The sequence below is a fragment of the Streptomyces brasiliensis genome, assembly GCF_014647875.1.
Lineage (GTDB): Bacteria > Actinomycetota > Actinomycetes > Streptomycetales > Streptomycetaceae > Streptomyces > Streptomyces brasiliensis.
Map to the genome: position 1 here is coordinate 1 of NZ_BMQA01000011.1, position 19332 is coordinate 19332.

17 protein-coding genes, 1 tRNA gene and 3 pseudogenes are annotated in these 19332 nt (G+C 70.0%); 14 read left to right on the forward strand and 7 right to left on the reverse strand.

Going from position 1 to position 19332, the window contains the following annotated elements; translation table 11 throughout:
* Both IEZ19_RS18720 and IEZ19_RS18725 read left to right on the forward strand, forming a co-directional pair.
* The coding region (locus tag IEZ19_RS18720; RefSeq protein WP_189312363.1) for an HARBI1 family protein at positions 1-489 on the forward strand (489 nt) is incomplete at its 5' end.
* A gap of 1059 nt (positions 490-1548) precedes the next feature.
* A complete protein-coding gene (locus tag IEZ19_RS18725) occupies positions 1549-1752 on the forward strand; it encodes a hypothetical protein (protein ID WP_189312364.1) in 204 nt (67 codons plus the stop codon).
* A 249-nt stretch (positions 1753-2001) separates the two neighbouring features.
* On the opposite strand, the pseudogene IEZ19_RS18730 reads toward IEZ19_RS18725, so the two are convergent.
* Together IEZ19_RS18730 and IEZ19_RS18740 are read right to left on the reverse strand one after the other, a co-directional pair.
* A pseudogene (locus IEZ19_RS18730) lies at positions 2002-2217 on the reverse strand (helix-turn-helix domain-containing protein); the annotation flags it as partial.
* 115 nt (positions 2218-2332) lie between these two features.
* On the reverse strand, positions 2333-2560 hold the full coding sequence (locus tag IEZ19_RS18740; protein ID WP_189312365.1) for a hypothetical protein: 228 nt from the start codon (positions 2558-2560) through the stop codon (positions 2333-2335).
* Positions 2561-2773: 213 nt separating this feature from the next.
* Between IEZ19_RS18740 and IEZ19_RS18745 the strand changes: the two are divergent.
* From IEZ19_RS18745 to IEZ19_RS18760, 4 genes and pseudogenes are all read left to right on the forward strand, one after another.
* A pseudogene (locus IEZ19_RS18745) lies at positions 2774-3793 on the forward strand (SMI1/KNR4 family protein); the annotation flags it as partial.
* Positions 3678-4028 (forward strand): annotated as a pseudogene (locus IEZ19_RS18750) (DUF3631 domain-containing protein); the annotation flags it as partial. The pseudogenes IEZ19_RS18745 and IEZ19_RS18750, both read left to right, overlap by 116 nt.
* Before the next feature lie 184 nt (positions 4029-4212).
* Complete coding sequence (locus IEZ19_RS18755) at positions 4213-4413, forward strand: helix-turn-helix domain-containing protein (RefSeq protein ID WP_189312366.1); 201 nt, start codon at positions 4213-4215, stop codon at positions 4411-4413.
* Complete coding sequence (locus IEZ19_RS18760; RefSeq protein WP_189312367.1) at positions 4413-5558, forward strand: tyrosine-type recombinase/integrase; 1146 nt, start codon at positions 4413-4415, stop codon at positions 5556-5558. Before IEZ19_RS18755 ends, IEZ19_RS18760 begins: the two co-directional genes overlap by 1 nt.
* 66 nt (positions 5559-5624) lie before the next feature.
* Here the strand turns inward: IEZ19_RS18760 and IEZ19_RS18765 are convergent.
* Together IEZ19_RS18765 and IEZ19_RS18770 are read right to left on the reverse strand one after the other, a co-directional pair.
* A tRNA-Arg gene (locus IEZ19_RS18765) sits at positions 5625-5700 on the reverse strand.
* 173 nt (positions 5701-5873) lie between these two features.
* Entirely contained in the window at positions 5874-7160 is a 1287-nt protein-coding gene (locus IEZ19_RS18770; protein WP_189312368.1) for a M6 family metalloprotease domain-containing protein, read from the reverse strand.
* A 348-nt stretch (positions 7161-7508) separates the two neighbouring features.
* On the opposite strand from IEZ19_RS18770, the gene IEZ19_RS18775 reads away from it, so the two are divergent.
* Together IEZ19_RS18775 and IEZ19_RS18780 are read left to right on the forward strand one after the other, a co-directional pair.
* The gene (locus tag IEZ19_RS18775) at positions 7509-8153 is read left to right on the forward strand and encodes a TetR/AcrR family transcriptional regulator (RefSeq protein ID WP_189312369.1); all 645 of its coding nucleotides are present in this window, start codon (positions 7509-7511) and stop codon (positions 8151-8153) included.
* A 229-nt stretch (positions 8154-8382) separates the two neighbouring features.
* Entirely contained in the window at positions 8383-9915 is a 1533-nt protein-coding gene (locus IEZ19_RS18780; RefSeq protein WP_189312370.1) for an MFS transporter, read from the forward strand.
* A 110-nt stretch (positions 9916-10025) separates the two neighbouring features.
* Here the strand turns inward: IEZ19_RS18780 and IEZ19_RS18785 are convergent, their stop codons facing one another.
* Positions 10026-10535: a MarR family winged helix-turn-helix transcriptional regulator gene (locus IEZ19_RS18785; protein WP_189312371.1), complete on the reverse strand. Its 510-nt coding sequence runs from the start codon at positions 10533-10535 to the stop codon at positions 10026-10028.
* A gap of 158 nt (positions 10536-10693) precedes the next feature.
* On the opposite strand from IEZ19_RS18785, the gene IEZ19_RS18790 reads away from it, so the two are divergent.
* Entirely contained in the window at positions 10694-11485 is a 792-nt protein-coding gene (locus tag IEZ19_RS18790) for a dioxygenase family protein (RefSeq protein WP_189312372.1), read from the forward strand.
* A gap of 12 nt (positions 11486-11497) precedes the next feature.
* Here the strand turns inward: IEZ19_RS18790 and IEZ19_RS18795 are convergent, their stop codons facing one another.
* On the reverse strand, positions 11498-12016 hold the full coding sequence (locus IEZ19_RS18795; RefSeq protein WP_189312373.1) for a GNAT family N-acetyltransferase: 519 nt from the start codon (positions 12014-12016) through the stop codon (positions 11498-11500).
* Positions 12017-12206: 190 nt separating this feature from the next.
* Between IEZ19_RS18795 and IEZ19_RS18800 the strand changes: the two genes are divergently transcribed.
* Together IEZ19_RS18800 and IEZ19_RS18805 are read left to right on the forward strand one after the other, a co-directional pair.
* Complete coding sequence (locus IEZ19_RS18800; RefSeq protein WP_189312374.1) at positions 12207-13205, forward strand: sigma-70 family RNA polymerase sigma factor; 999 nt, start codon at positions 12207-12209, stop codon at positions 13203-13205.
* Between the two features lie 556 nt (positions 13206-13761).
* Positions 13762-14547 (forward strand): TetR/AcrR family transcriptional regulator, encoded by a 786-nt coding sequence (locus IEZ19_RS18805; RefSeq protein ID WP_308428974.1) that lies wholly within the window; start codon positions 13762-13764, stop codon positions 14545-14547.
* 100 nt (positions 14548-14647) lie between these two features.
* Here IEZ19_RS18805 and IEZ19_RS18810 read toward each other — a convergent pair whose 3' ends face one another.
* Positions 14648-15622: a helix-turn-helix transcriptional regulator gene (locus IEZ19_RS18810; RefSeq protein WP_189312375.1), complete on the reverse strand. Its 975-nt coding sequence runs from the start codon at positions 15620-15622 to the stop codon at positions 14648-14650.
* Positions 15623-15684: 62 nt separating this feature from the next.
* On the opposite strand from IEZ19_RS18810, the gene IEZ19_RS18815 reads away from it, so the two are divergent.
* The 3 genes from IEZ19_RS18815 to pfkB all read left to right on the forward strand — a co-directional run bounded on the left by IEZ19_RS18815 (position 15685) and on the right by pfkB (position 19209).
* A complete protein-coding gene (locus IEZ19_RS18815) occupies positions 15685-17247 on the forward strand; it encodes an MFS transporter (RefSeq protein ID WP_189312376.1) in 1563 nt (520 codons plus the stop codon).
* Between the two features lie 256 nt (positions 17248-17503).
* Positions 17504-18265: a DeoR/GlpR family DNA-binding transcription regulator gene (locus IEZ19_RS18820; protein ID WP_189312377.1), complete on the forward strand. Its 762-nt coding sequence runs from the start codon at positions 17504-17506 to the stop codon at positions 18263-18265.
* Positions 18262-19209, forward strand: a complete 948-nt coding sequence (gene pfkB, locus IEZ19_RS18825) for a 1-phosphofructokinase (RefSeq protein ID WP_189312378.1) — start codon at positions 18262-18264, stop codon at positions 19207-19209. The genes IEZ19_RS18820 and pfkB overlap by 4 nt, the downstream gene beginning before the upstream one ends.
* The last annotated feature ends 123 nt before the right edge of the window (positions 19210-19332 follow it).

Genomic DNA, 19332 nt, shown 5'->3' on the forward strand with positions numbered 1-19332 from the left:
ATCCGCACCGACCGCGTGGCCGCCGCCGGCCCCAACGGCGCTGACCTGTGGTGGTCCGGCAAGCACAAGCACCACGAAGGAAACGTGCAGGTCATCGCGGCCCCGGACGGATGGCCGCTGTGGGTCTCCCCGGTCCGCCCGGGCCGCGAGCACGACACCACCTGCGCCCGCGCCCACGGACTCGTCGACGCTCTCAACCGGCTCGCCGCCACGCTGGGTATCCCCACCCTGACCGACCTCGGCTACGAGAACGCCGGAGACGCCTTCCGCCACCCGGTCAAGAAGCCCAAGGGCGGTGAACTCGCCGACCACGACAAGGCGTTCAACGCCGTGATCCGGGGCGTCCACGCCGTAGCCGAACGCGCCAACGCCCTGCTGAAGGTCACCTTCAAGGCCCTGCGCCGAGTCAGCCTCGACCCCGCGGCCATCACCCGGATCGCCCGCGCCGCCCTCGTCCTGCTCCAGCTCGAACACAGCCGCACCGCCTGAACGAAGATCACTAACCGTCACGAGACGTTACCGAGAAGGGTTCACTGGTGTAGCTCAGCCCGGTACGCATAGCCGTCGTTTCTTGACCCCGTGGTGTCGTAGAGCTGGGGCTGGTGAATGCGTCCATCGAGCAGTGCGGCTGCCTGCCGGTTGCCCTCCCAGGGTCTTTACGCTGCTGCGTCCGGTGGCGCGACTCGTGCGGCCGTGCCAGCCCCAGACCCCAGGGCCCCCTACGCCGACTGCGTGACGAGGCGAAATCGGCGGAGACGCCAAGCGTTCCCGCGGAGGGCGCTGCCTGACCGCGCGTTCCCACCTTTCGTTCCCATGCAAGCCAAAATGCCCCTCGGAGATCACTTCCGAGGGGCCCTTCTGACGCATCGTACCTGGTCAGGCATGGTGCCCCCGGCAGGATTCGAACCTGCGACACCCGCTTTAGGAGATCTTCACCGCCTCTTGACGGTCAGCCTCTCAACGGCTCGCCTTCGTCGGCGGGGTTGGTCGGTGCCCTCCGTGGTACGGCAATGTACGTCTACGTTGCCGTCAGTTGTTGCCGTCAGGCGCCATCCTTGCTGGAGGCTGGAAGAGTGCGCCTGGTCCGCCCGTTCCGTCAGAGTTCAAGGCTGTCGGCGTGAGGCAGTCACGGTGATGGTGCCCTGATCCTTCCGTGGAGCAGGCTTTTCAGCTGTCCGTCTGGTCGTTCGGAGGCGTCTGTTGGGGTGCGGGGGGCAGGCCAGACGGCGTGCGCGTACGACCGTGAACGGTGGTAACCGTCAGTGCAGCGACGGCCGGCTCGCCGGGCAGGCGGGCGGCGCCGCCGGGGAGTGGTTGAGACGAGGTCTCAGTCGTGGGCGTTCGGCTGTCCTCGCCCGGACCTTGAACGATGTTGCAGACAGCAGCGGCGTGGCAACGGCGGACTAGGGCCTGTCTGACGGGTCGCGTCACCGACCCCGCACCCGCCAGCAATGTCACCCGAACGGCGCAACATGGCGTGCCACCGACATGGGTGAAGGTCACGCTGACTAGGGCCCCAATTGAGGCAATCCGTGAAAGGGGAACCAAATGCGTATTCGACGAATCCTCGCCGCCGTCTTCGCCACGGCAGCCCTCGCCGGACTCGGCCTCACAGAGGCCACCACCGCCACCGCCGCTGCCCTCACCCCGGGTGAGTGCAAGGATGGCGGCGGAGTGGTCGTGGCGAACCCGAACAATCCCCATCTCGGGCTCTGCAGGGGCGGTACGGGCGACGGGCAGCCGGTCGACTAAACCCCACTAGGCGCCCCGCAGCCACGCGCTGCGGGGCGCTCCCGCGCGAGCGTAGCCGGGAGAGCCGCAGGGACCGTGCCGACCCGTCGGGCACGCCAGGTCCAGTCGGCCCGGAAGCACGTGGCGGGTGGGAACTCCTCATCTCGGCTGCCAGCTCGCGGCTCGTCATGATGAGCGAAGGGACGGACTGGCGCTCGCCTTCGAGGGCGCGCTCGCCCATGACGAGCGCCTGTTCCAAGTCGCCCTCCCGCGCGCCCCGCCGGGACCCTTGGAGGCCAAAGCCTGCCGACCGCCCGAAGCCAACGCACGCCGCCACCGGTTCGCCGACATCCGGGTCACCCTGAACCGCCGGGCCAACTCCCGGTCACTGGCCCCGGCCTCGATCAGATCAGCGGCTTCGAACCGCACTTGCTCACGCCGAGCCCGCTCCTCGGCCGTCAGCCCACCGCCATCGGGATACCTCACCTTCCCGGCATAGCGCTACGAGCGCAAGGCCGAACACTTCCTCGCCTTCGTAGGCATTGCCGCAGCCCTCATCTGCCACCGCTGGCTGAGCAGGTGAGGGGAACCTGCGAGGAAGTCAGTTGGCGAGCAACGCACAGCCGACGATGGCTTCCAACTGCGAGAGGAGACCTGGCGTGAGATCTTCAAGACCGCGGTCTTGGTCCGGTACCACGATCGCGGCTCCAGGCCCCAGGCTGACCTCGCAAGTGCGAGCAGGCAGGAACTCCAGCAGCCAGAACCTGATCTTCGACGCCTGCTCTTCACTGAGCTCAAGGGTGTCGTCCTGCGCGATGAGTCGGATCACCCCGACACGGTAGAACGGCAACACCCGCCTTAGGAGATCTTCCGACCGAGGCCCTGGTCAGGTTTTCGTTCTGTCAGTGCTGGCTTCAAGGTCTTCGAGTGAATCCGCCTGTGTATCTCTGTGCGTAGTCGTTGCCGTCAGTGTCTGCCGTCAGGATCGGGCCGTCACCCCCGCCAGTGGGGCTGTCAGTGTCTTCCGTGACAATCACCTCGCCTGCGCGAACGTCTTCCCGACGCCGTCGGCGCCACGGAGGCGGAGCTGGCGGAGGCGGAGGCACGCCTCGGTGTTGTGCTGCCCGACAAGCTCAAGTCGCTGTACCGGGTGACCCGGGCCCGGTGGGAGGACTGGAACGATGACTACGAGTCGGCCATGCGCGTCGCCAATGCCGTCGGCTGCCAACTCTTCACCCTCGACGAGCTGTACATCGCCGACGCCGACTCACGCTGGTGGTCGTGGCGGTCCGCGGCGATGGAGGCGGAGGTGGTCGACTCCCCGTCCGACGCCGCGGTGCAGGGGCTGGTCGGCTCACCCGGCTGGATTGTCTTCGGCGACGCCGACGGCGACCGGTTCGCGGTCGACCTGACCCCAGGACCGGGCGGGCACACCGGGCAGGTCATCGTCCTCAGCCGCGAGGAGAGCATCGGCGCGAGTCTGGAAGCCGACTCCCTCACCGAGCTGGTGCTCCCCGGACGGGGGACGCACGGCTCCCACCCGCGTGCGTACGGCGAGCCGCCGGCCGTGGCGCACGTCAACATCGGCAGTGTGCGAAGCGTCGAGGCCGCCGCGCACCCCGCGCTGGAGGTCCTGAGCATCGGCCTGTGGGAGGGCGAACCGTTCAGCCTGGAGCCCGTCGTGGACCTGCCGCGGCTGCGGACCCTGAGGGCCGACCCGGGCACGCTCGCCGACCCGTTGGAGATCTCCCGGCTCACCGGCCTGGAGTTCCTGGACCTCTGCCCGCAGGACTGGCGCGTGCTCCTCGATGCCGACGCCGTCCCGCGCAGTCTGCTGGCCGCCGGCATCGAGGTGCGCAACGACGTCGACCCCCTGCCGGTCGTGGACCTCGCCAACGAGATCCTCGCCCGCTGGGACCGCCCCTTGATCACCCGCACCACCCTGGAACGACAAGGGAAGCCTCGGCGTTCGGCTGCTGACCGACCTGCGCGACCACGTGATGGTCGGTATCGATCGCCTGCCGACGGTCGCCATCCTGGACCGGCTCACCGCCATGGATGACGCTCCGTGGGCCGATCTCAACGGCAAGCCTCTCGACAATCGGCGACTGTCGCGGATGCTCGCGGAGTACATGACGGCCGACAACGAGCCCATCGCCTCCCGCAACATCAAGGCGGCCGGAAGCGTCCTCAAGGGCTACTACGCCGCCGATCTCTGGGACGCGTGGGCCCGCTACTGTCCCCCACCCCCGGAATCTCCGCTACCTCCGCTACCCGGCACGGAAAACGCTGCCTGACCAGCAACAACGGGGTAGCGGCAAGCCTGATCGCGAGCCGCTACCCCGCCGCTACCTATCCGCTACCGCTACCCCTTCCGCTACCTCGTACAGGCCCCTGACCTGCGAGGTAGCGGCGGTAGCGGAAGTAGCGGACTTCCAGAAGGGGAGCAGGAAGCCCCCGCGACCACCCCGGAGGTTCGTCGTGCGCACCGCCCTGCCCGCAGCACCCGAAGCCCTGACCGTCCCGGAGGTCATGACCGCCCTGCGACTCAGCCGCAGCAAGGTCTACGACCTCATTCGCTCCCGTCAGTTGGCGAGCTTCACCGTCGGCCGCGCTCGCCGCGTCGCCCCCGAAAGCCTGCGCGCCTTCATTCAGGAACAGATCGAGGAGAACGCAGCCTGATGGCACCCCACAAGAATCCGAACGGCGCCGGCAGCATCTGGCGGCGCAAAGACGGGCGTTATGAGGCGCGCGTCTACGTTCCTCAGCCTGACGGCACCCGTAAGCGGAAGACCGTCTACGGCGCCACCTGGGAAGAGTGCGACACCAAGCGGCAGGAGTTGGTGCGCCGCGACCGCCAGGGCATCCCGACGCCGACCCGTTCCGCCAAGCTCTCCGAGTGGCTCCCGTACTGGCTGAAGCACTTCATCGAGCCGCGCCGCAAGCTCAGCACCTACGACAAGTACGAAACGCATGTGCGGCTCTACCTCGTGCCCCTGCTGGGCACGAAGCGGCTGGAGTCGCTGAGCGTCGCGGACGTGCGCCGCTTCATCACCCGCGTGCAGAACGCTCATACAGCCCCGACTGCGAAGGAGGCGCACCGCGTACTGCGCACGGCGCTCAGTGCCGCCGTGCGCGAGGAGCTGATCACGCGGAATGTGGCGTCGCTGGTGGAACCGCCGCGCGTCAAGCAACGGGAGATCCATCCCTGGTCACTGGAAGAGACGCTGACCTTCCTGGAGGCCGCGCGCAGCGACCCGCTGTACGCCGTATTCGTGCTTGCCGTCGCCATGGGTCTGCGGCGTGGTGAGCTGGTGGGTCTGCGCTGGTCGGATGTGGACCTGGACAACCGCGTGCTGCACGTCCGCCAACAGACGCAGCGCCGTAGGGGAACGCTGTACGACGACGACCCCAAGAGCCGCCGCAGCCGCGTGGTGCCGATGCCTGCGCTGTGCATCGCGCCGCTGCGCTGGCACAGGCTGCGGCAGCGGGAGACGTTCGAGCGCACGGGCGTCGCCTGGTCGGAGACCGGCTACGTCTTCGCCACACGGAACGGCCGCCCGGTGGAGCCCCGGAACGTCTACCGGTCCTTTACGCGGGTTGCGGCTGATGCGGGGCTGCGAGTGGTCCGGCTGCATGACGCGCGGCACGGCTGCGCCACGTTGCTGACGGCGGCCGGCGTCGCCCCGAGGGTCATCATGGAGATCCTCGGGCACAGCCAGATCAGCATCACGATGGACGTGTACACGCACGTCGTGCATGACACCCAGCGGGAGGCGATCAGCCACATGGACCGGCTGCTCAAACGCCGTCTACCAGCCGCTTGAGTAGCGGTTGCCGTCAACTGCTGCCGTCAAAACGGCCCGGACCATATTGGTCCGGGCCGTTTTCCCTGGTGCCCCCGGCAGGATTCGAACCTGCGACACCCGCTTTAGGAGAGCGGTGCTCTATCCCCTGAGCTACGAAGGCGAGCATGGTCGCGGTGCGGCCACAGGCGTCAGCGTACCGGATGTGGGCGTGGGGGTGCGGAGGGTCAGGGCAGGCGGGCAAGGGCGCAGCGGCAGGTTGTTGGGAGGGGCGTTGGGGCGTGGTCGTGCCGGGTGGCCCCGAGTCAGCCGCGCCCGCCCCCGAGTCACCCCTACCTACTTCCGACTCACCCGCACCGAATACTCCCCGCCCGGATCCGCCCTCGACACCGCCACCGTGATCCCGTGCTTCGGGTCCTTGAACGTCTCGCCCGGGGCGAAGGGGGCGTCCGAGAGTTCTGCCTGGACGTTTGGGCTTCGGGTGCAGCCGCCGCTGTTCCGGTGGGCGTCGTAGACCTTGATCGGGCCCCGGCCCGTGTCGACGTTCGCGTCGACCTTGTAGACCAGGACGCCCGGGTGGCAGACCGTCTCGTCGTTGCCGCCGCGGGTGCGGAGCTCCAGGGCGTAGCCCGTGCGGCCGTCGATCGGGACGAAGACCAGTTTGCGGCCGCCGGGGCGGGACAGTGGCGTCAGTTTGTACTCGGTGCTGCCCTTCGCCGCCGCGCAGCTCACCTGGGAGGGGTCCAGCCAGCCCAGTTTCCACTTGTGCCAGCCGAGCAGGTCGTTGTTGCCGCCCCAGTCCTCGCTCATGATGTCCCAGTGGCCGACCGTGCCCCCGCCGTCCTGGGTGTAGAGGTCGGGCAGGCCGAAGACGTGGCTGTTCTCGTGGGGCAGGACGCGATAGCCGGTGTGGGCGTAGGAGCCGGAGCCGTCGTCCTGGCGGGAGTAGATGAAGGACGCGTTGGCGAGGGGCACGCCGTCGGCCACGGGCGCGTCGGTGTTGCCGGCGAAGGTCACCGACAGGACCGTGTCCAGCGCCGAGGGGCCCGCGTTCGGGGTGACCAGGATGTTCAGGAGGTCGTAGTCGCGGAAGTCCACCTCGGGGTCGGTCGTGGCCACGATGTCCTGGACCAGTTGGCGGTAGCCGGGGTCGAAGGGGGCGCCGCGCTCTATGCCGTACTCCTTGAACGACTTCGGCATCCGCAGCCAGTGCGTGATCGGCGTCTCGGGGCGGTAGTCGAGCTTGCCGTAGGAAGCGGTGCGGAACCAGTCCCGGGTCTGCGGGAAGAACTCGTGGTACCGGTCGAGCGCGCTGCCTTTCCCGGGGGCGTCGGAGAAGTCGACCATCAGGGTCAGTGCGTGGACGGTGCCCGTGGAGCGGGAGTAGCCGCCGGGAGTGGAGAGGCCCTCGGTCATCTGGACCTCGCGGCCGCCGTTGATCAGGCAGGGGCCGAGGGTGGTGGTGCGGGCCAGGTCGGCGATCGAGCCGCCGGCGGTGGTGGAACCGGGGGTGAGACCAGCTGTTCCGGACGAGGTGCTGAGCGCCAGGGTGAGGGCCGTCACGCACGCGAGGGACGCCGCGCGGCGCGAGCGTATGCGACGGCTGCTGGGCTGCGGCTGCATGCATGGACCTCTCGCTCCACGGCAGCCGCCGGCCCCGGCTGCACCCTTGCGATCACCCTGTGTCGACAGGGCGAAGGGCGCGCGCTGAAAGAGACCGATCGTGGGTTTCCGGCGGGTAGTGACACCCGCGTGAGTGTGATTCAGGTCACACAGATTCTTTTCTGGGCTGGGAAATAACCGGGGATCGATTCCCCGTTTGGACCTGTGTCCGAGCGAAACGGGGAGCTGTTCCCCGGATCGGCGGGAGTCGGTTCGATACGTCGGCTCCTTGGACACCGCAAGCCGGACAAGCCCAGACAAGCGAAGCCACCCGGCCCACCCACCGGCCGGTCGACCGAGGAGGACGTCGTGACCACCGCGACCCCCGTGCCGCGCAAGACGCCCCGGCCCCGCGCCGACGCCCTGCGCAACCGGGAGCGGATCGTCAGCGCCGCCCGGGAGATGCTCGTCGAGTACGGCCTCTACGTACCGCTCGACGAGATCGCCCGCCGGGCCGGCGTGGGCAACGCGACGCTGTACCGCAACTTCCCGGACCGCGACGCGCTGGTCCGTGAGGTCGTGTGCTCGGTCATGGACCGTACGGTGCGGGCGGCCGAGCAGGCCCTCGCCGACGGGGGCGACGCCTTCGAGGCGCTGGAGTACTTCGTGCACGCCTGTGCCGACGAGCGGATCAGTGCCCTGTGCCCGATGATCTCCAGCACGTTCGACAAGCACCACCCCGACCTGGAGGCCGCCCGCGAGCGCGTCGAGCTGCTCGTCGAGGAGCTGATGGACCGTGCCAAGGCGTCCGGACTGCTGCGCACCGACATCGGTGTCGGTGATGTGATGGTCGCCGTGGCCCAGCTCAGCCGGCCTCCGGCGGGCGCCCCCTGGTTCAGCGTCGACCGCTTCGTCCACCGTCATCTGCAGCTGTTCCTGGACGGGCTGCGGGCGCCGGCGCCCTCCGTCCTGCCCGGCACGACCGTGACCATGGAGGACCTGCGCCGAGCCTGATCAGACCCGACCAGACCCTCACCACCGACATGACGACCTGATCTCCGACCGGCCCGACCTGAACCGACCGGTTCCGAACGATGAGTTCAGGGCCGGACCCCGGTCATCACTCGCGGTCCAAGCTTCCGGCCGTCGACGCGGACGAACCGCCACCTCCAGTCACCAGCCACCCTTCCCTACCTTTCGACGTCCCTTTTTTCCGTCACGAAGTCCCGAAGTGGATACCTCCATGTCTGAAACAGCTTTGAAGGCTCCCGGGGCCCTCGACGCCAACCGCTGGAAAGCGCTCGTGTTCATCGCGCTCGCCCAGCTGATGGTCGTCCTGGACGCCACCATCGTGAACATCGCCCTGCCCTCCGCCCAGCAGGACCTGGGCATCTCCGACGGCAACCGGCAGTGGGTCGTCACGGCCTACGCCCTCGCCTTCGGCGGTCTGCTCCTGTTCGGCGGCCGGATCGCGGACCTGTGGGGGCGCAAGCGCGCCTTCGTCATCGGTCTGACCGGCTTCGCCGTGGCCTCCGCGCTCGGCGGCGCGGCCACCAGCGGCGCCATGATGTTCGGCGCCCGCGCCCTGCAGGGTGTCTTCGGCGCCCTCCTCGCTCCCGCCGCGCTCTCTCTGCTCGCCGTGATGTTCACGGACGCCAAGGAGCGCGCCAAGGCGTTCGGCATCTACGGCGCGATCGCCGGTGGCGGCGGCGCCGTCGGCTTCATCCTCGGCGGCGTGCTGACCGAGTACCTGGACTGGCGCTGGACGTTCTTCGTGAACATCCCGTTCGCGATCGTCGCAGCCGCCGGTGCCTACTTCGTCATTCGTGAGCCGGAGGGCGGCCGCAACCGCTCCCCGCTCGACATCCCCGGCGTCGTCCTGTCCACCCTCGGCCTGGTCTCGCTGGTCTACGGCTTCACCCGCGCCGAGTCCGACGGCTGGGGCGACTCTGTGACCGTCTCCCTGTTCGTCGCCTCCGTGGTGCTGCTGCTCGCGTTCGTCGTCACCGAGGCCAAGGTCAAGGCCCCGCTGCTGCCGCTGCGCGTGGTCACCGACCGCAACCGCGGCGGTGTCTACCTCTCGCTCGGCCTCGCGATCATCGCGATGTTCGGCACGTTCCTGTTCCTCACGTACTACCTGCAGGTCGTCAAGGGCTTCTCGCCGATCCAGAGCGGCTTCGCCTTCCTGCCGATGGTCGCGGGCATGATCACGGGCTCCACCCAGGTCGGTACGCGCCTGATGACCCGGGTCGCGCCCCGGCTGCTGATGGGCCCCGGCTTCCTGGTCGCAGCGGCGGGCATGTTCCTGCTGGCCCAGCTGGAAACCGGCTCGTCGTACGCCTCGCTGGTGCTGCCCGCGCTGGTGCTGCTCGGCCTCGGCATGGGTACGGCGTTCATGCCGGCCATGTCCCTGGCCACCCAGGGCGTCCAGCCGCGGGACGCCGGTGTCGCCTCCGCGATGGTCAACACCTCTCAGCAGGTCGGCGGCGCGATCGGTACGGCCCTGCTGAACACGGTCGCCGCGTCCGCGACGACGTCGTACATCAAGGACCACATCGCGACCGCGGCCACCAGGCCGCAGCAGCAGCTGGTCCAGCTGCAGGGCGTCGTGCACGGCTACAGCGTCGCGATCTGGGCCGCCGTCGGGATCCTGGTCCTCTCCGCGCTGCTCGTCGTGACCCTCGTCAACGCCGGCCGCCCGGGCGGCGCCACGGTGACCTCCGTCGGGGGCGACGACGTCGAGGACGAGGTGGCGGTCCCGGTGATCGCCCACTGAGGCACGGCACCGGGGTATCCGTCCGGACCTGAACCTGTTGTGCGCGCGTGGACGGGGACGCTCCGCGGGCACGACTCCCGAGACCTGTCCTGGCTTGCTGAGTGAGCGGCTCAGCGGAGCCAGGGCAGGTCCGCACCCGCTTCGTTGGGCTGAAGGCCCTCTGCGACGATCTCCATGATCTGGCCGAGGGCCTTCTGCTGCTCCGGGGACAGCCGCTCGAACAGCGCCTGGCGTACGGCGGCCACGTGGCCCGGCGCGGTGCGGCGCAGCACGTCGTAGCCCTCGTCGGTCAGCACCGCGAACTGGCCGCGCTTGTCGGACGGGCAGTCCTCGCGGCGCACCCAGCCGCTCTTCTCCAGGCGGGCGACGGCGTGCGAGAGGCGGGAGCGGGTGATCTTCGCGCTCATGGCGAGCTCGGTCATCCGCAGCCGGCGGCGCGGCGCCTCGGCGAGCTGGACGAGAAGGCCGTAATAGATGTGCGGCATGCCCGCGTCGCGCTGGAGCTGACGGTCGAGATGGTCCTCGAGCAGGGTGGTGGCCTGCAGGTACGCGCGCCACACGCGCTGCTCCTCGTCGGTGAGCCAGCCGTGCCGCTCGGCGGGGTCGGGTGCCGTGTTCATGTACTCCACTGTACGGAGCATCTTCTTGAAGATTGAACAAGCGTGGCGTAGAGTTTTGGATGGAACTTGAGACTTAAAGCAGTCGGGCCCAGGACTCGAAGGTCTGTGACCAGAAGCAGCCGGATCGCCGGGCGGGCCCGCCGGAGGGAGCCGTCGCCATGTCCGCCGCCACCCGGGAGCGCATGCCCGCCCTCTATCTCAGCCACGGCGCACCGCCTCTCGCCGACGACCCGGTATGGCCCGGTCAGCTCGCCGCCTGGTCCGCCGGTCTGCCCCGACCCAAGGCGATCCTCATGGTCTCCGCCCACTGGGAGGAGGCCCCGCTCGCCCTAGGCGCCGTACGGACCGTGCCGCTGGTGTACGACTTCTGGGGCTTCCCCGAGCACTACTACCAGGTGACGTACGAGGCCCCGGGCGCCCCCGAACTCGCCGAATCCGTGCGCAAGCTGCTGCGCGCGCCCGGCACGCCCGTCCAGGACATCCCCGACCGCGGCCTCGACCACGGTGCGTATGTCCCCCTGGTGGAGATGTTCCCCGCGGCCGACATCCCGGTCCTGCAGATCTCCATGCCGACCCTCGACCCCGTGAAGCTGATGGACATCGGCCGCAAGCTGGCGCCCCTGCGCGACGAGGGTGTGCTGATCGTCGGCTCCGGCTTCTTCACCCACAATCTGGCCGCGCTGCGGTACGCGGGCAGCGGCGTGCCCAGCTGGTCCTCCGAGTTCGACGACTGGGGCCGGCGGGCGCTCGAGGCGCGCGACTGGGACGGCCTCCTGGACTTCTTCGACAAGGCCCCCGCCGGTCGGTACGCCCACCCGCGCACCGAGCACTTCGCCCCGCTCTTCGTGACCATGGGCGCGGCCGAGGCCGGCGGTGAGCTGGACGCGCAGAAGTCCGTGATCGACGGGTTCTGGATGGGCATGGCCAAGCGGTCGGTGCAGTTCGGCTGAGTCCGCCCCCGCTCACAGCTCCTTCTCGTACCAGGCCACGTCCCAGTAGCGGCCGAACTTGCGGCCCACCTCGCGGTACGTGCCGACGTACCGGAACCCGAACCGCTCGTGCAGCCGCGTCGACGCCGCGTTGGGCTGCGCTATGCCCGCGTAGGCGCGGTGCAGGTCCTCGCCGGACAGGGCGTCGAAGAGAGCGCCGTACAGAAGCGTGCCGATGCCGCGGCGGCCGGCGTGTGGGGCGACGTACACCGTCGTCTCCACCGAGGTCGCATAGGCGGGCTTCGCACGGTAAGGGCTGGATGTGGCGTAGCCCAGAATTTCGTTAGAGTCCCCCGCCACGGCAACCTTCAGCCGGTACGGGCCGTCTTCTGGATGGGAGAGCAGCCAACGGCGTCGCTCTTCCGGCGTGAAGACAGCGGTGTCGAATGTGATCGGGGTCTCACGTACATAGTGGTTGTAGATGTCGGTGAGGGCCTCGAGGTCGCCCTCGACTCCCGTCCTGACCTGCAGCTCTGTACGTTCCGTCGGCACCGCACCTCCTCACGTGGTCGGACAGGGTACTGCATGATCAGAAAAATCGGTGGGCGGGTTGGGAATTCTGTCCTGTTTCCAGTCGTTGTTTCCATCGGATGCAGGGCACTCGACGAGAGTCCGAGAGTCCCCCGGGAGTGCTGAGCGTCCACAGGACCACCCGCTAGCCCACCATCGCAAGGGAGCACGCATGGCAACCCGTGCCGTCGCCCGTCGTCAGTCCGCCACCGGCGAGACGGCCGACTCGGCAAGCAGTGTTCGCGCCCATGGCGGCGAGATCGCCGACCGCGACCTGGTCGGCATGTACCTCGACGAGATCGCGCGTACACCGCTGCTCGACGCCGCCAAGGAAGTCGAGCTGTCCCAGACCATCGAGGCGGGTGTGTTCGCGCGGCAGGTTCTCGACGGCGAGGAGGAGTCCGCGACGGACGCCACTCGCGAAGAACTGGAGGCCCTGGTCGCAGTCGGCGAGCGCGCCAAGGACGTCTTCATCCGGTCCAACCTCCGCCTGGTCGTGGCGGTGGCCCGGCGCTACCCGCGCAGTGGCCTGCCCCTGCTCGACCTGATCCAGGAGGGCAACGCCGGTCTGGTGCGCGCGGTCGAGAAGTTCGACTACCGCAAGGGCTTCAAGTTCTCGACGTACGCCACCTGGTGGATCCGCCAGGCGATCACCCGCTCCATTGCGGACCAGTCCCGCACGATCCGCCTGCCCGTCCACCTGGTCGAGGAGCTCGGCCGGATCCGGCGCGTGCAGCGCGAGTTCAACCGGGAGAACGGCCGCGAGCCGGAGCCCGCGGAGATCGCCGCCGAGCTCGGCTCCACGCCGGAGCGCATCACCGACGTGCTCGACTGGGCCCGTGACCCGGTCTCCCTGAACATGTCGGTGGACGACGAGGGCGAGACTCAGTTCGGCGACCTTCTCGAGGACACGTCGGCGGTCTCCCCGGAGCAGTCGGTGCTGACGCTGCTGCGCAGCGAGGAGCTCGACGACCTCATCGGCCGCCTCGACGAGCGCACGGCCAGCATCATCAAGATGCGGTACGGCATCGAAGACGGCCGGGAGCGCACGCTCACCGAGGTCGGCAAGGAGCACGGCCTGACCCGCGAGCGCATCCGCCAGATCGAGAAGCACGCGCTCCTCGAACTGAAGAAGCTCGCGCGCGACACCGGGTTCGACGCGGCGGCGTAAGCGAGAGTGGGGGGCGTTCAGCGAGTGAGGGCCGACGAGAGCCAGAACCGACGGCAGATCCTCAGCCGTGGCCGGGGCAGCCTGACGCGTGGAGGCGCGTGGCTGCCCGAGGCCCGGCGGAGCGTGTGCGGCTGTGGTGCGTACGGCCGTTTCGCTCCAGGCGGCGCACAACAGCCCCTCCCGCGCACGCCGGGTGGCGCAACACAGCGCAAACATGGCTTTGTACCGCCGCTTCAACCCTCCGGGGCCCGGGAACAACCCTTCAGGGCCCAGGAGTTCGGGGTTCGGTACCGCACTCCCGGCACCCCGCGAGATCCCTGAGCCACGTCCCGTCGCAATCCCCCCCCGGCGCCGGGACCTTCCCAGAGCCGGACTTCGGCGCCTGTCCCCCCGGGCGTCGGAGTCCGGCTTCTTGCTCGTCCGGACGCGGTGTCTGTCCGGGCACATCGTCCGTGCGCACTCGTCCGAACACGCTGATCGGTGGGCCACCCCGTACCTGAACCCCGGGGTGGCCCACCGAATGGCAGATTCTGCCACATGGGCATAGCCTGCCGACGTGAGCGCCCCCAGCCCCACCGGCAAGACCCCCGATCAGGCCTTTTCTGCCGGCCCCGGCCTCTCGCTGACGGAGCGGCGCAAGGCCGAGACCCGGATGGAGATCGCCCGGGCGGCCGCCGGTCTCTTCGTCCGCCAGGGCCTGCGGGCCACCCGCGCCGAGGACATCGCCCAGGCCGCCGGCATCGCGCCCCGCACCTTCTACCGCTACTTCGCCACCAAGGAGGAGGCCATCGCCCCCCTCTACGCGGCGTGCGCGCGGCGCTGGGCGGAAGCGGTCCGTGAGGCCCCGGCGGCGCTCGGCGTCCCGGAGGCCCTGGAGCATGCCGTCCACCACACCCTCACTCCCGGCGTCGGAGTCTCCGCCGCCTCCTGGGAATGGGTCCGCACCCTCATCCGCCTGGCCCACTCGAGCCCCGGGCTGCGCAAGGTGTGGGCGGAGGTGTGCCAGGGGGCGGAACAGACGTTGGCGGAGGTGCTGGCAACGCGGGCGGCTTCGGACTCGGCGCCTTCGGCGCAGGGGAGTGCGGCCTCGGAGACTCCGGCGGCCGGTGATGACAACGTTGGCGCGGAGGCGCCCGTCACGCCCGAACTCCGCTTCACCGCGGCAGTCGCCAGTGCCGCCGTGCGCGTGGCGGTCGAGTCCTGGGCGTCGGGTTCCGCCACGGCGTCGGGCGCGGAGGGTCCGGCGGCGCTGGCACTGCGGAACCTGGAGGCGCTGCGGGGGTTTTCCTGGGGGGTCGGGACGGGGAGCGGCAGGAGGAAGGGGCGTAGGAACCGGTTGTAGGAACCGGTCGTAGGGATCGGCTGTAGGAATCGATCGGGCCGGTGCCGAGTGATCCCGACGCGCGACAGCGCCGCCGGACACCCCGGTCCCGTACGACCGCTCACGCACCTCCCGCCCGAGTCAACCGTTCGCCCAACTCCCGTACACAGTCCACGAGTTCTACCGGCTCACGGACGACGAAATCGCAATCCGTCATCGCCAGTCGTATCGCCAGCCACTCCAGAGGATCGCCGGTCGCCCCGCGTACGACACAACCCGGCCCCGATCCCCCGTCCTCCGGTTCCGGCGTCCCGAGCCACGTGGGCAGCCGGGCGGCGACGACGTCCGCCGGAGCGGCGAAGGCGACCGTGAACTCGTAGGTCTCCTGCCGCCGTTGGATCGACCGCCGCAGGTATTCCGCCGCACTCCCCGTCGGCAACTCCCGTGGAGCGAACCGCGCCCCGGTGGCGAACGGCTCGCTCACCCGGTCCACACGGAACGTGCGCCAGTCGTCGCGGTCGAGGTCGTACGCCACGAGGTACCACCGCCGCCCGGTCGACACCAGCCGATACGGCTCGGTCAGCCGACGCGAACCGGTCCCGTCCCCGGCGCGGTAGGCGAAGCGCAGCCGCTCCCGCCCGGCCACGGTCGACGCCATCACGGTGAGCGTCTCGGGCGCGATGCTCGCCCCGTCTCCGCTGGTCAGCGGCGTGGTCGCGGCCTGCAGGGTGGAGACGCGGTGGCGCAGCCGGGACGGCAGTACCTGCTCCAGCTTCGCCAGGGCCCGTACGGACGCCTCGTCCACGCCCTCCACGGCGTGCCCGGCGCCGGCCCGCAGCCCGACCGCGATCGCCACCGCCTCCTCGTCGTCCAGGACGAGCGGCGGCATGGCCTTGCCGGCCACCAGCCGGTAGCCGCCGTCGGAGCCCTTGGTCGACTGCACGGGATAGCCCAGCTCGCGCAGCCGGTCGATGTCCCGCCGGACCGTACGACGGGACACCCCCAGCCGTTCGGCCAGCTCGCCGCCGGGCCACTCGCGGGGCGTCTGGAGGAGCGAGAGGAGCTGAAGAAGCCGGGCCGGGGTGTCCGTCGTCATGTTTCCAGGATGGACCTCCACTAGGACATGATCTGACCTAATGGCCACCTAACTTCGAGGACATGAACTCGACCGACACGACCGACCCGACCGAAACGTCTCTCGCTCCCACCGGGCGGCCCACCGGCCCGGCCGCCGCGGCCGACCGCCGGCGCTGGTTCGCCCTCGCGATCGTGATGACCGCGGCCTTTATGGACCTCGTCGACGTCACGATCGTCAACATCGCGATCCCGTCGATTCAGCGGGACGCGGGCGCCTCCTTCAGTCAGATCCAGTGGATAACGGCCGGCTACGCCCTGGCCTTCGCCGCGGGCCTGATCACCGGGGGACGGCTCGGTGACATCCACGGCCGCAGGCGGCTGTTCCTCCTCGGCATCGGCGGCTTCACCGTCGCCTCCGCCCTGTGCGGCCTCGCCGCGAACCCGGAGATGCTGGTCGCCTCCCGCATCCTGCAGGGCGCGATGGCGGCGATGATGGTGCCGCAGGTCCTGTCGATCGTGCACGCCACCTTCCCTGCGCACGAACGCGGCAAGGTCTTCGGTCTGTTCGGCGCGATCGTGGGGCTGGGCGCGGTGTCCGGTCCGCTGCTCGGGGCGCTGCTGACGGAGTGGAACCTGTTCGGGCTGGAGTGGCGGCCCATCTTCCTCATCAACCTGCCCGTCGGCCTCGCCGCCTTCCTGCTCGGTCGCCGCTACATCACCGAGTCGCGCGCCCCGAAGGCGCTGAAGCTGGACCTCGTCGGCGTCGCGCTGGTGACACTGGGCCTGCTGATGCTGCTCTACCCGCTCACCCGCGGCCGTGAGCTGGGCTGGCCGGTCTGGGGGTACGTGTCCATGGCCGGCGCGCTCGTCGTCTTCGCGGCGCTGGTGGCGTACGAGCGCCGCAAGAGCGCGCGCGACGGGTCCCCGCTGGTCGAACTGTCCCTGTTCCGGGTCAAGAGCTTCGCGGCCGGCATCGCCGTGCAGACGGTCTTCGGGATCGCGCTCGGCATCTTCTTCCTGGTCTGGACGCTGTACATGCAGGTGGGCCTGGGCTGGAGCCCGCTCAGGGCCGGTCTGACGGGCGTTCCCTTCTCGATCGCCGTGTCCGTGGCGGCGGGGATGTCGGTGCAGAAGCTGGTCCCGCGCTTCGGACGCAGGGTGCTCCAGGCCGGCGCGCTGGTGATGGCGCTGGGCGTCCTGCTCTACCTCGGCGAGTCCGAACGGTACGGCCTCGGCATCGCCTCCTGGCAGATGGCTCTTCCGTTGGTCGTCATGGGCGTCGGCATGGGGCTGATCGTCGCCCCGCTGACGGACGCGGTGCTCTCGGAGGTGCCGCGCGAGCACGCCGGGTCCGCTTCCGGGCTGATCAACACGGTGCAGCAGATGGGCAACGCGCTCGGGCTCGGTCTGGTGTCGGTCGTCTTCTTCGGCGTCATCGACGACCGGCTGGCCCCGGCGCAGGTGGGCCCGGCCTTCGTGAACGCCTTCCAGCACGCGCTGGGCTGGGTCGCTGCGGTGCTGGCGGTCATCTTCCTGCTGATGTTCGCGCTGCCGGGACGGCCGGCGCAGCACGTGGAGGGGGCCGGGGAGGACGTTCCGGCGGGGGAGCGGAAGGCGGAGGCCGAGCCGGAACTGGTGTCGTAGGGAAACCGGCACCGCCGGTGTCGTAGCGGCGGGGGAAAGGGCCCGGTACCCGGTGGGTGCCGGGCCCTTCTCGCGTGTCCGAACGTGCCCGAACCTGGCCTTCGGACGTGCCAAATACGTCCGGGTGACTGGTCCAGTGGAGATTCGGAAGTCCGTTTATGTCCGAATGAAATCCGAACCTGTTTACTTTCTGGAGATCCGGGCGTAGCCTCGCAACGAAACCACAGGTTCGGGCATCAGTCGGAGGCGAACGGACATGTACGCACCGGAGCGACAGCAGGAGATCCTCCGCCTCGCCCGTGAGGGCGGCCGGGTGGACGTGCTGTCGCTGGCCGAGGAGTTCCAGGTCACGGCGGAGACGATCCGCCGGGATCTGAAGGCCCTCGACCGCGCCGGCCTGCTGCGCCGGGTGCACGGCGGCGCCCTGCCGGCCGGACGCCTCGACTTCGAACCGGACCTCGCCGAGCGCGAGTCCACGGCCGCCGACGAGAAGGACCGCATCGCCAAGGCGGCCCTGACCGAACTGCCGACCGAGGGCACAATGATCCTCGACGCCGGTACGACGGTCGCCCGTCTCGCCGCGGCCGTGCCCCTGGAGGCCTCGCTCACCGTCGTCACGCACAGCCTGCCGATCGCGGCCCGCCTCGCGGACCACCCCGGCATCCAGCTCCACCTGGTCGGGGGGCGCGTGCGGCACCGTACGCGCGCCGCCGTGGACGCCTGGGCCCTGCGCGCCTACGGCGAGATCCGCGCCGACGTCCTCTTCGTCGCAGCCAACGGCTTCTCCGCCGAGCACGGTCTGACCACCCCCGACCTCGCCGAGGCCGCGGTCAAGCGGGCCGCGATCGCCGCGGCCCGCCGAGTGGTCCTCCTCGCCGACTCCGCCAAGCACGGCCAGGAGCACTTCGCCCGCTTCGGCGACCTGAGCGACGTGGACCTGCTGATCACCGACAGCGGGCTGAGCCCGGACGACGCGGCCGTCATCGAGCGCGGCGGCACGGAAGTAGTACGCGCATGATCCTCACCGTCACCCCCAACCCGTCCCTCGACCGCACCTACGAGGTCCCCTCCCTCGAACGCGGCGAGGTCATCCGTGCCACCGGCGAACGCATGGACCCGGGCGGCAAGGGCGTCAACGTCTCGCGCGCCGTCGCGGCCGCCGGACGGCGCACGGTCGCCGTACTGCCTCTGGGTGGTGCGCCGGGCGCGCTCGTCGCGGAACTCCTCGACGCGCAGGGCATCGAGGTCGCGCCGGTCCTGGTCGCCGGAGCCACCCGCTCGAACATCGCGCTCGCGGAGGCGGACGGGGTGCTCACCAAGATCAACGCGCCGGGGCCGGAACTGACGGCGCAGGAGCAGGAGCTGCTCGTCGAGACGGTGCGCGCACGGTCGCGCGACGCGGACTGGGTCGCGTGCTGCGGGAGCCTGCCGAGGGGGCTCGCGCCGGCGTGGTACGCCGATCTGGTCGCGCGGGCGCACGCCGCGGGCGCGCGGATCGCCCTGGACACCTCGGGGCGTGCGCTGCTCGAGGCGCTGCGCGAGCGGCCCGATGTGGTGAAGCCGAACGCTGAGGAGCTCGCGGAGGCCGTCGGGCGCCCCCTGGCGACAGTGGGCGACGCGGTGAAGGCGGCCGAGGAGTTGCGCGAGATGGGCGCGCGCGCCGTGCTCGCGAGCCTGGGCGCCGATGGTCAGTTGCTCGTGGACGACGCGGGCGCCTGGTTCGGCAGCGCGCGCGTCGATGCCGTACGAAGCAACGTCGGCGCAGGCGACTCCTCCCTGGCCGGTTTCCTGATCGCCGGCGGCAGCGGCCCGGAAGCGCTGGCCTCGGCCGTCGCCCACGGCGCCGCAGCCGTCCAGCTGCCCGGCAGCGTGATGCCCACACCGGCCGACCTGGACCCGACAGCGGTGACGGTCACGTCGACGATCCCCACGGACCGCGAACTGACGGAGCCGGTGTCATGAACGTCCCCGCCACCACACGATCGACGGCGCCTTACGGCGCCGCCGGCCGGCTGAGGCGAGGCCTCCCCCACCTCGCCTCGTTCACCTCCGCTTCCCCCCGCAGCACCCCCGTCCCCACTCCCG

What these genes read in the sequence shown, in the direction of transcription:
- IEZ19_RS18725 (WP_189312364.1), top strand. Translation starts at nt 1,549, where the DNA reads ATGCGTATTCGACGAATCCTCGCCGCCGTCTTCGCCACGGCAGCCCTC.
- IEZ19_RS18760 (WP_189312367.1), top strand. Translation starts at nt 4,413, where the DNA reads ATGGCACCCCACAAGAATCCGAACGGCGCCGGCAGCATCTGGCGGCGC.
- IEZ19_RS18770 (WP_189312368.1), bottom strand. Translation starts at nt 7,160, where the DNA reads ATGCAGCCGCAGCCCAGCAGCCGTCGCATACGCTCGCGCCGCGCGGCG.
- IEZ19_RS18780 (WP_189312370.1), top strand. Translation starts at nt 8,383, where the DNA reads ATGTCTGAAACAGCTTTGAAGGCTCCCGGGGCCCTCGACGCCAACCGC.
- IEZ19_RS18785 (WP_189312371.1), bottom strand. Translation starts at nt 10,535, where the DNA reads ATGAACACGGCACCCGACCCCGCCGAGCGGCACGGCTGGCTCACCGAC.
- IEZ19_RS18790 (WP_189312372.1), top strand. Translation starts at nt 10,694, where the DNA reads ATGTCCGCCGCCACCCGGGAGCGCATGCCCGCCCTCTATCTCAGCCAC.
- IEZ19_RS18800 (WP_189312374.1), top strand. Translation starts at nt 12,207, where the DNA reads ATGGCAACCCGTGCCGTCGCCCGTCGTCAGTCCGCCACCGGCGAGACG.
- IEZ19_RS18810 (WP_189312375.1), bottom strand. Translation starts at nt 15,622, where the DNA reads ATGACGACGGACACCCCGGCCCGGCTTCTTCAGCTCCTCTCGCTCCTC.
- IEZ19_RS18815 (WP_189312376.1), top strand. Translation starts at nt 15,685, where the DNA reads ATGAACTCGACCGACACGACCGACCCGACCGAAACGTCTCTCGCTCCC.
- IEZ19_RS18820 (WP_189312377.1), top strand. Translation starts at nt 17,504, where the DNA reads ATGTACGCACCGGAGCGACAGCAGGAGATCCTCCGCCTCGCCCGTGAG.
- pfkB (WP_189312378.1), top strand. Translation starts at nt 18,262, where the DNA reads ATGATCCTCACCGTCACCCCCAACCCGTCCCTCGACCGCACCTACGAG.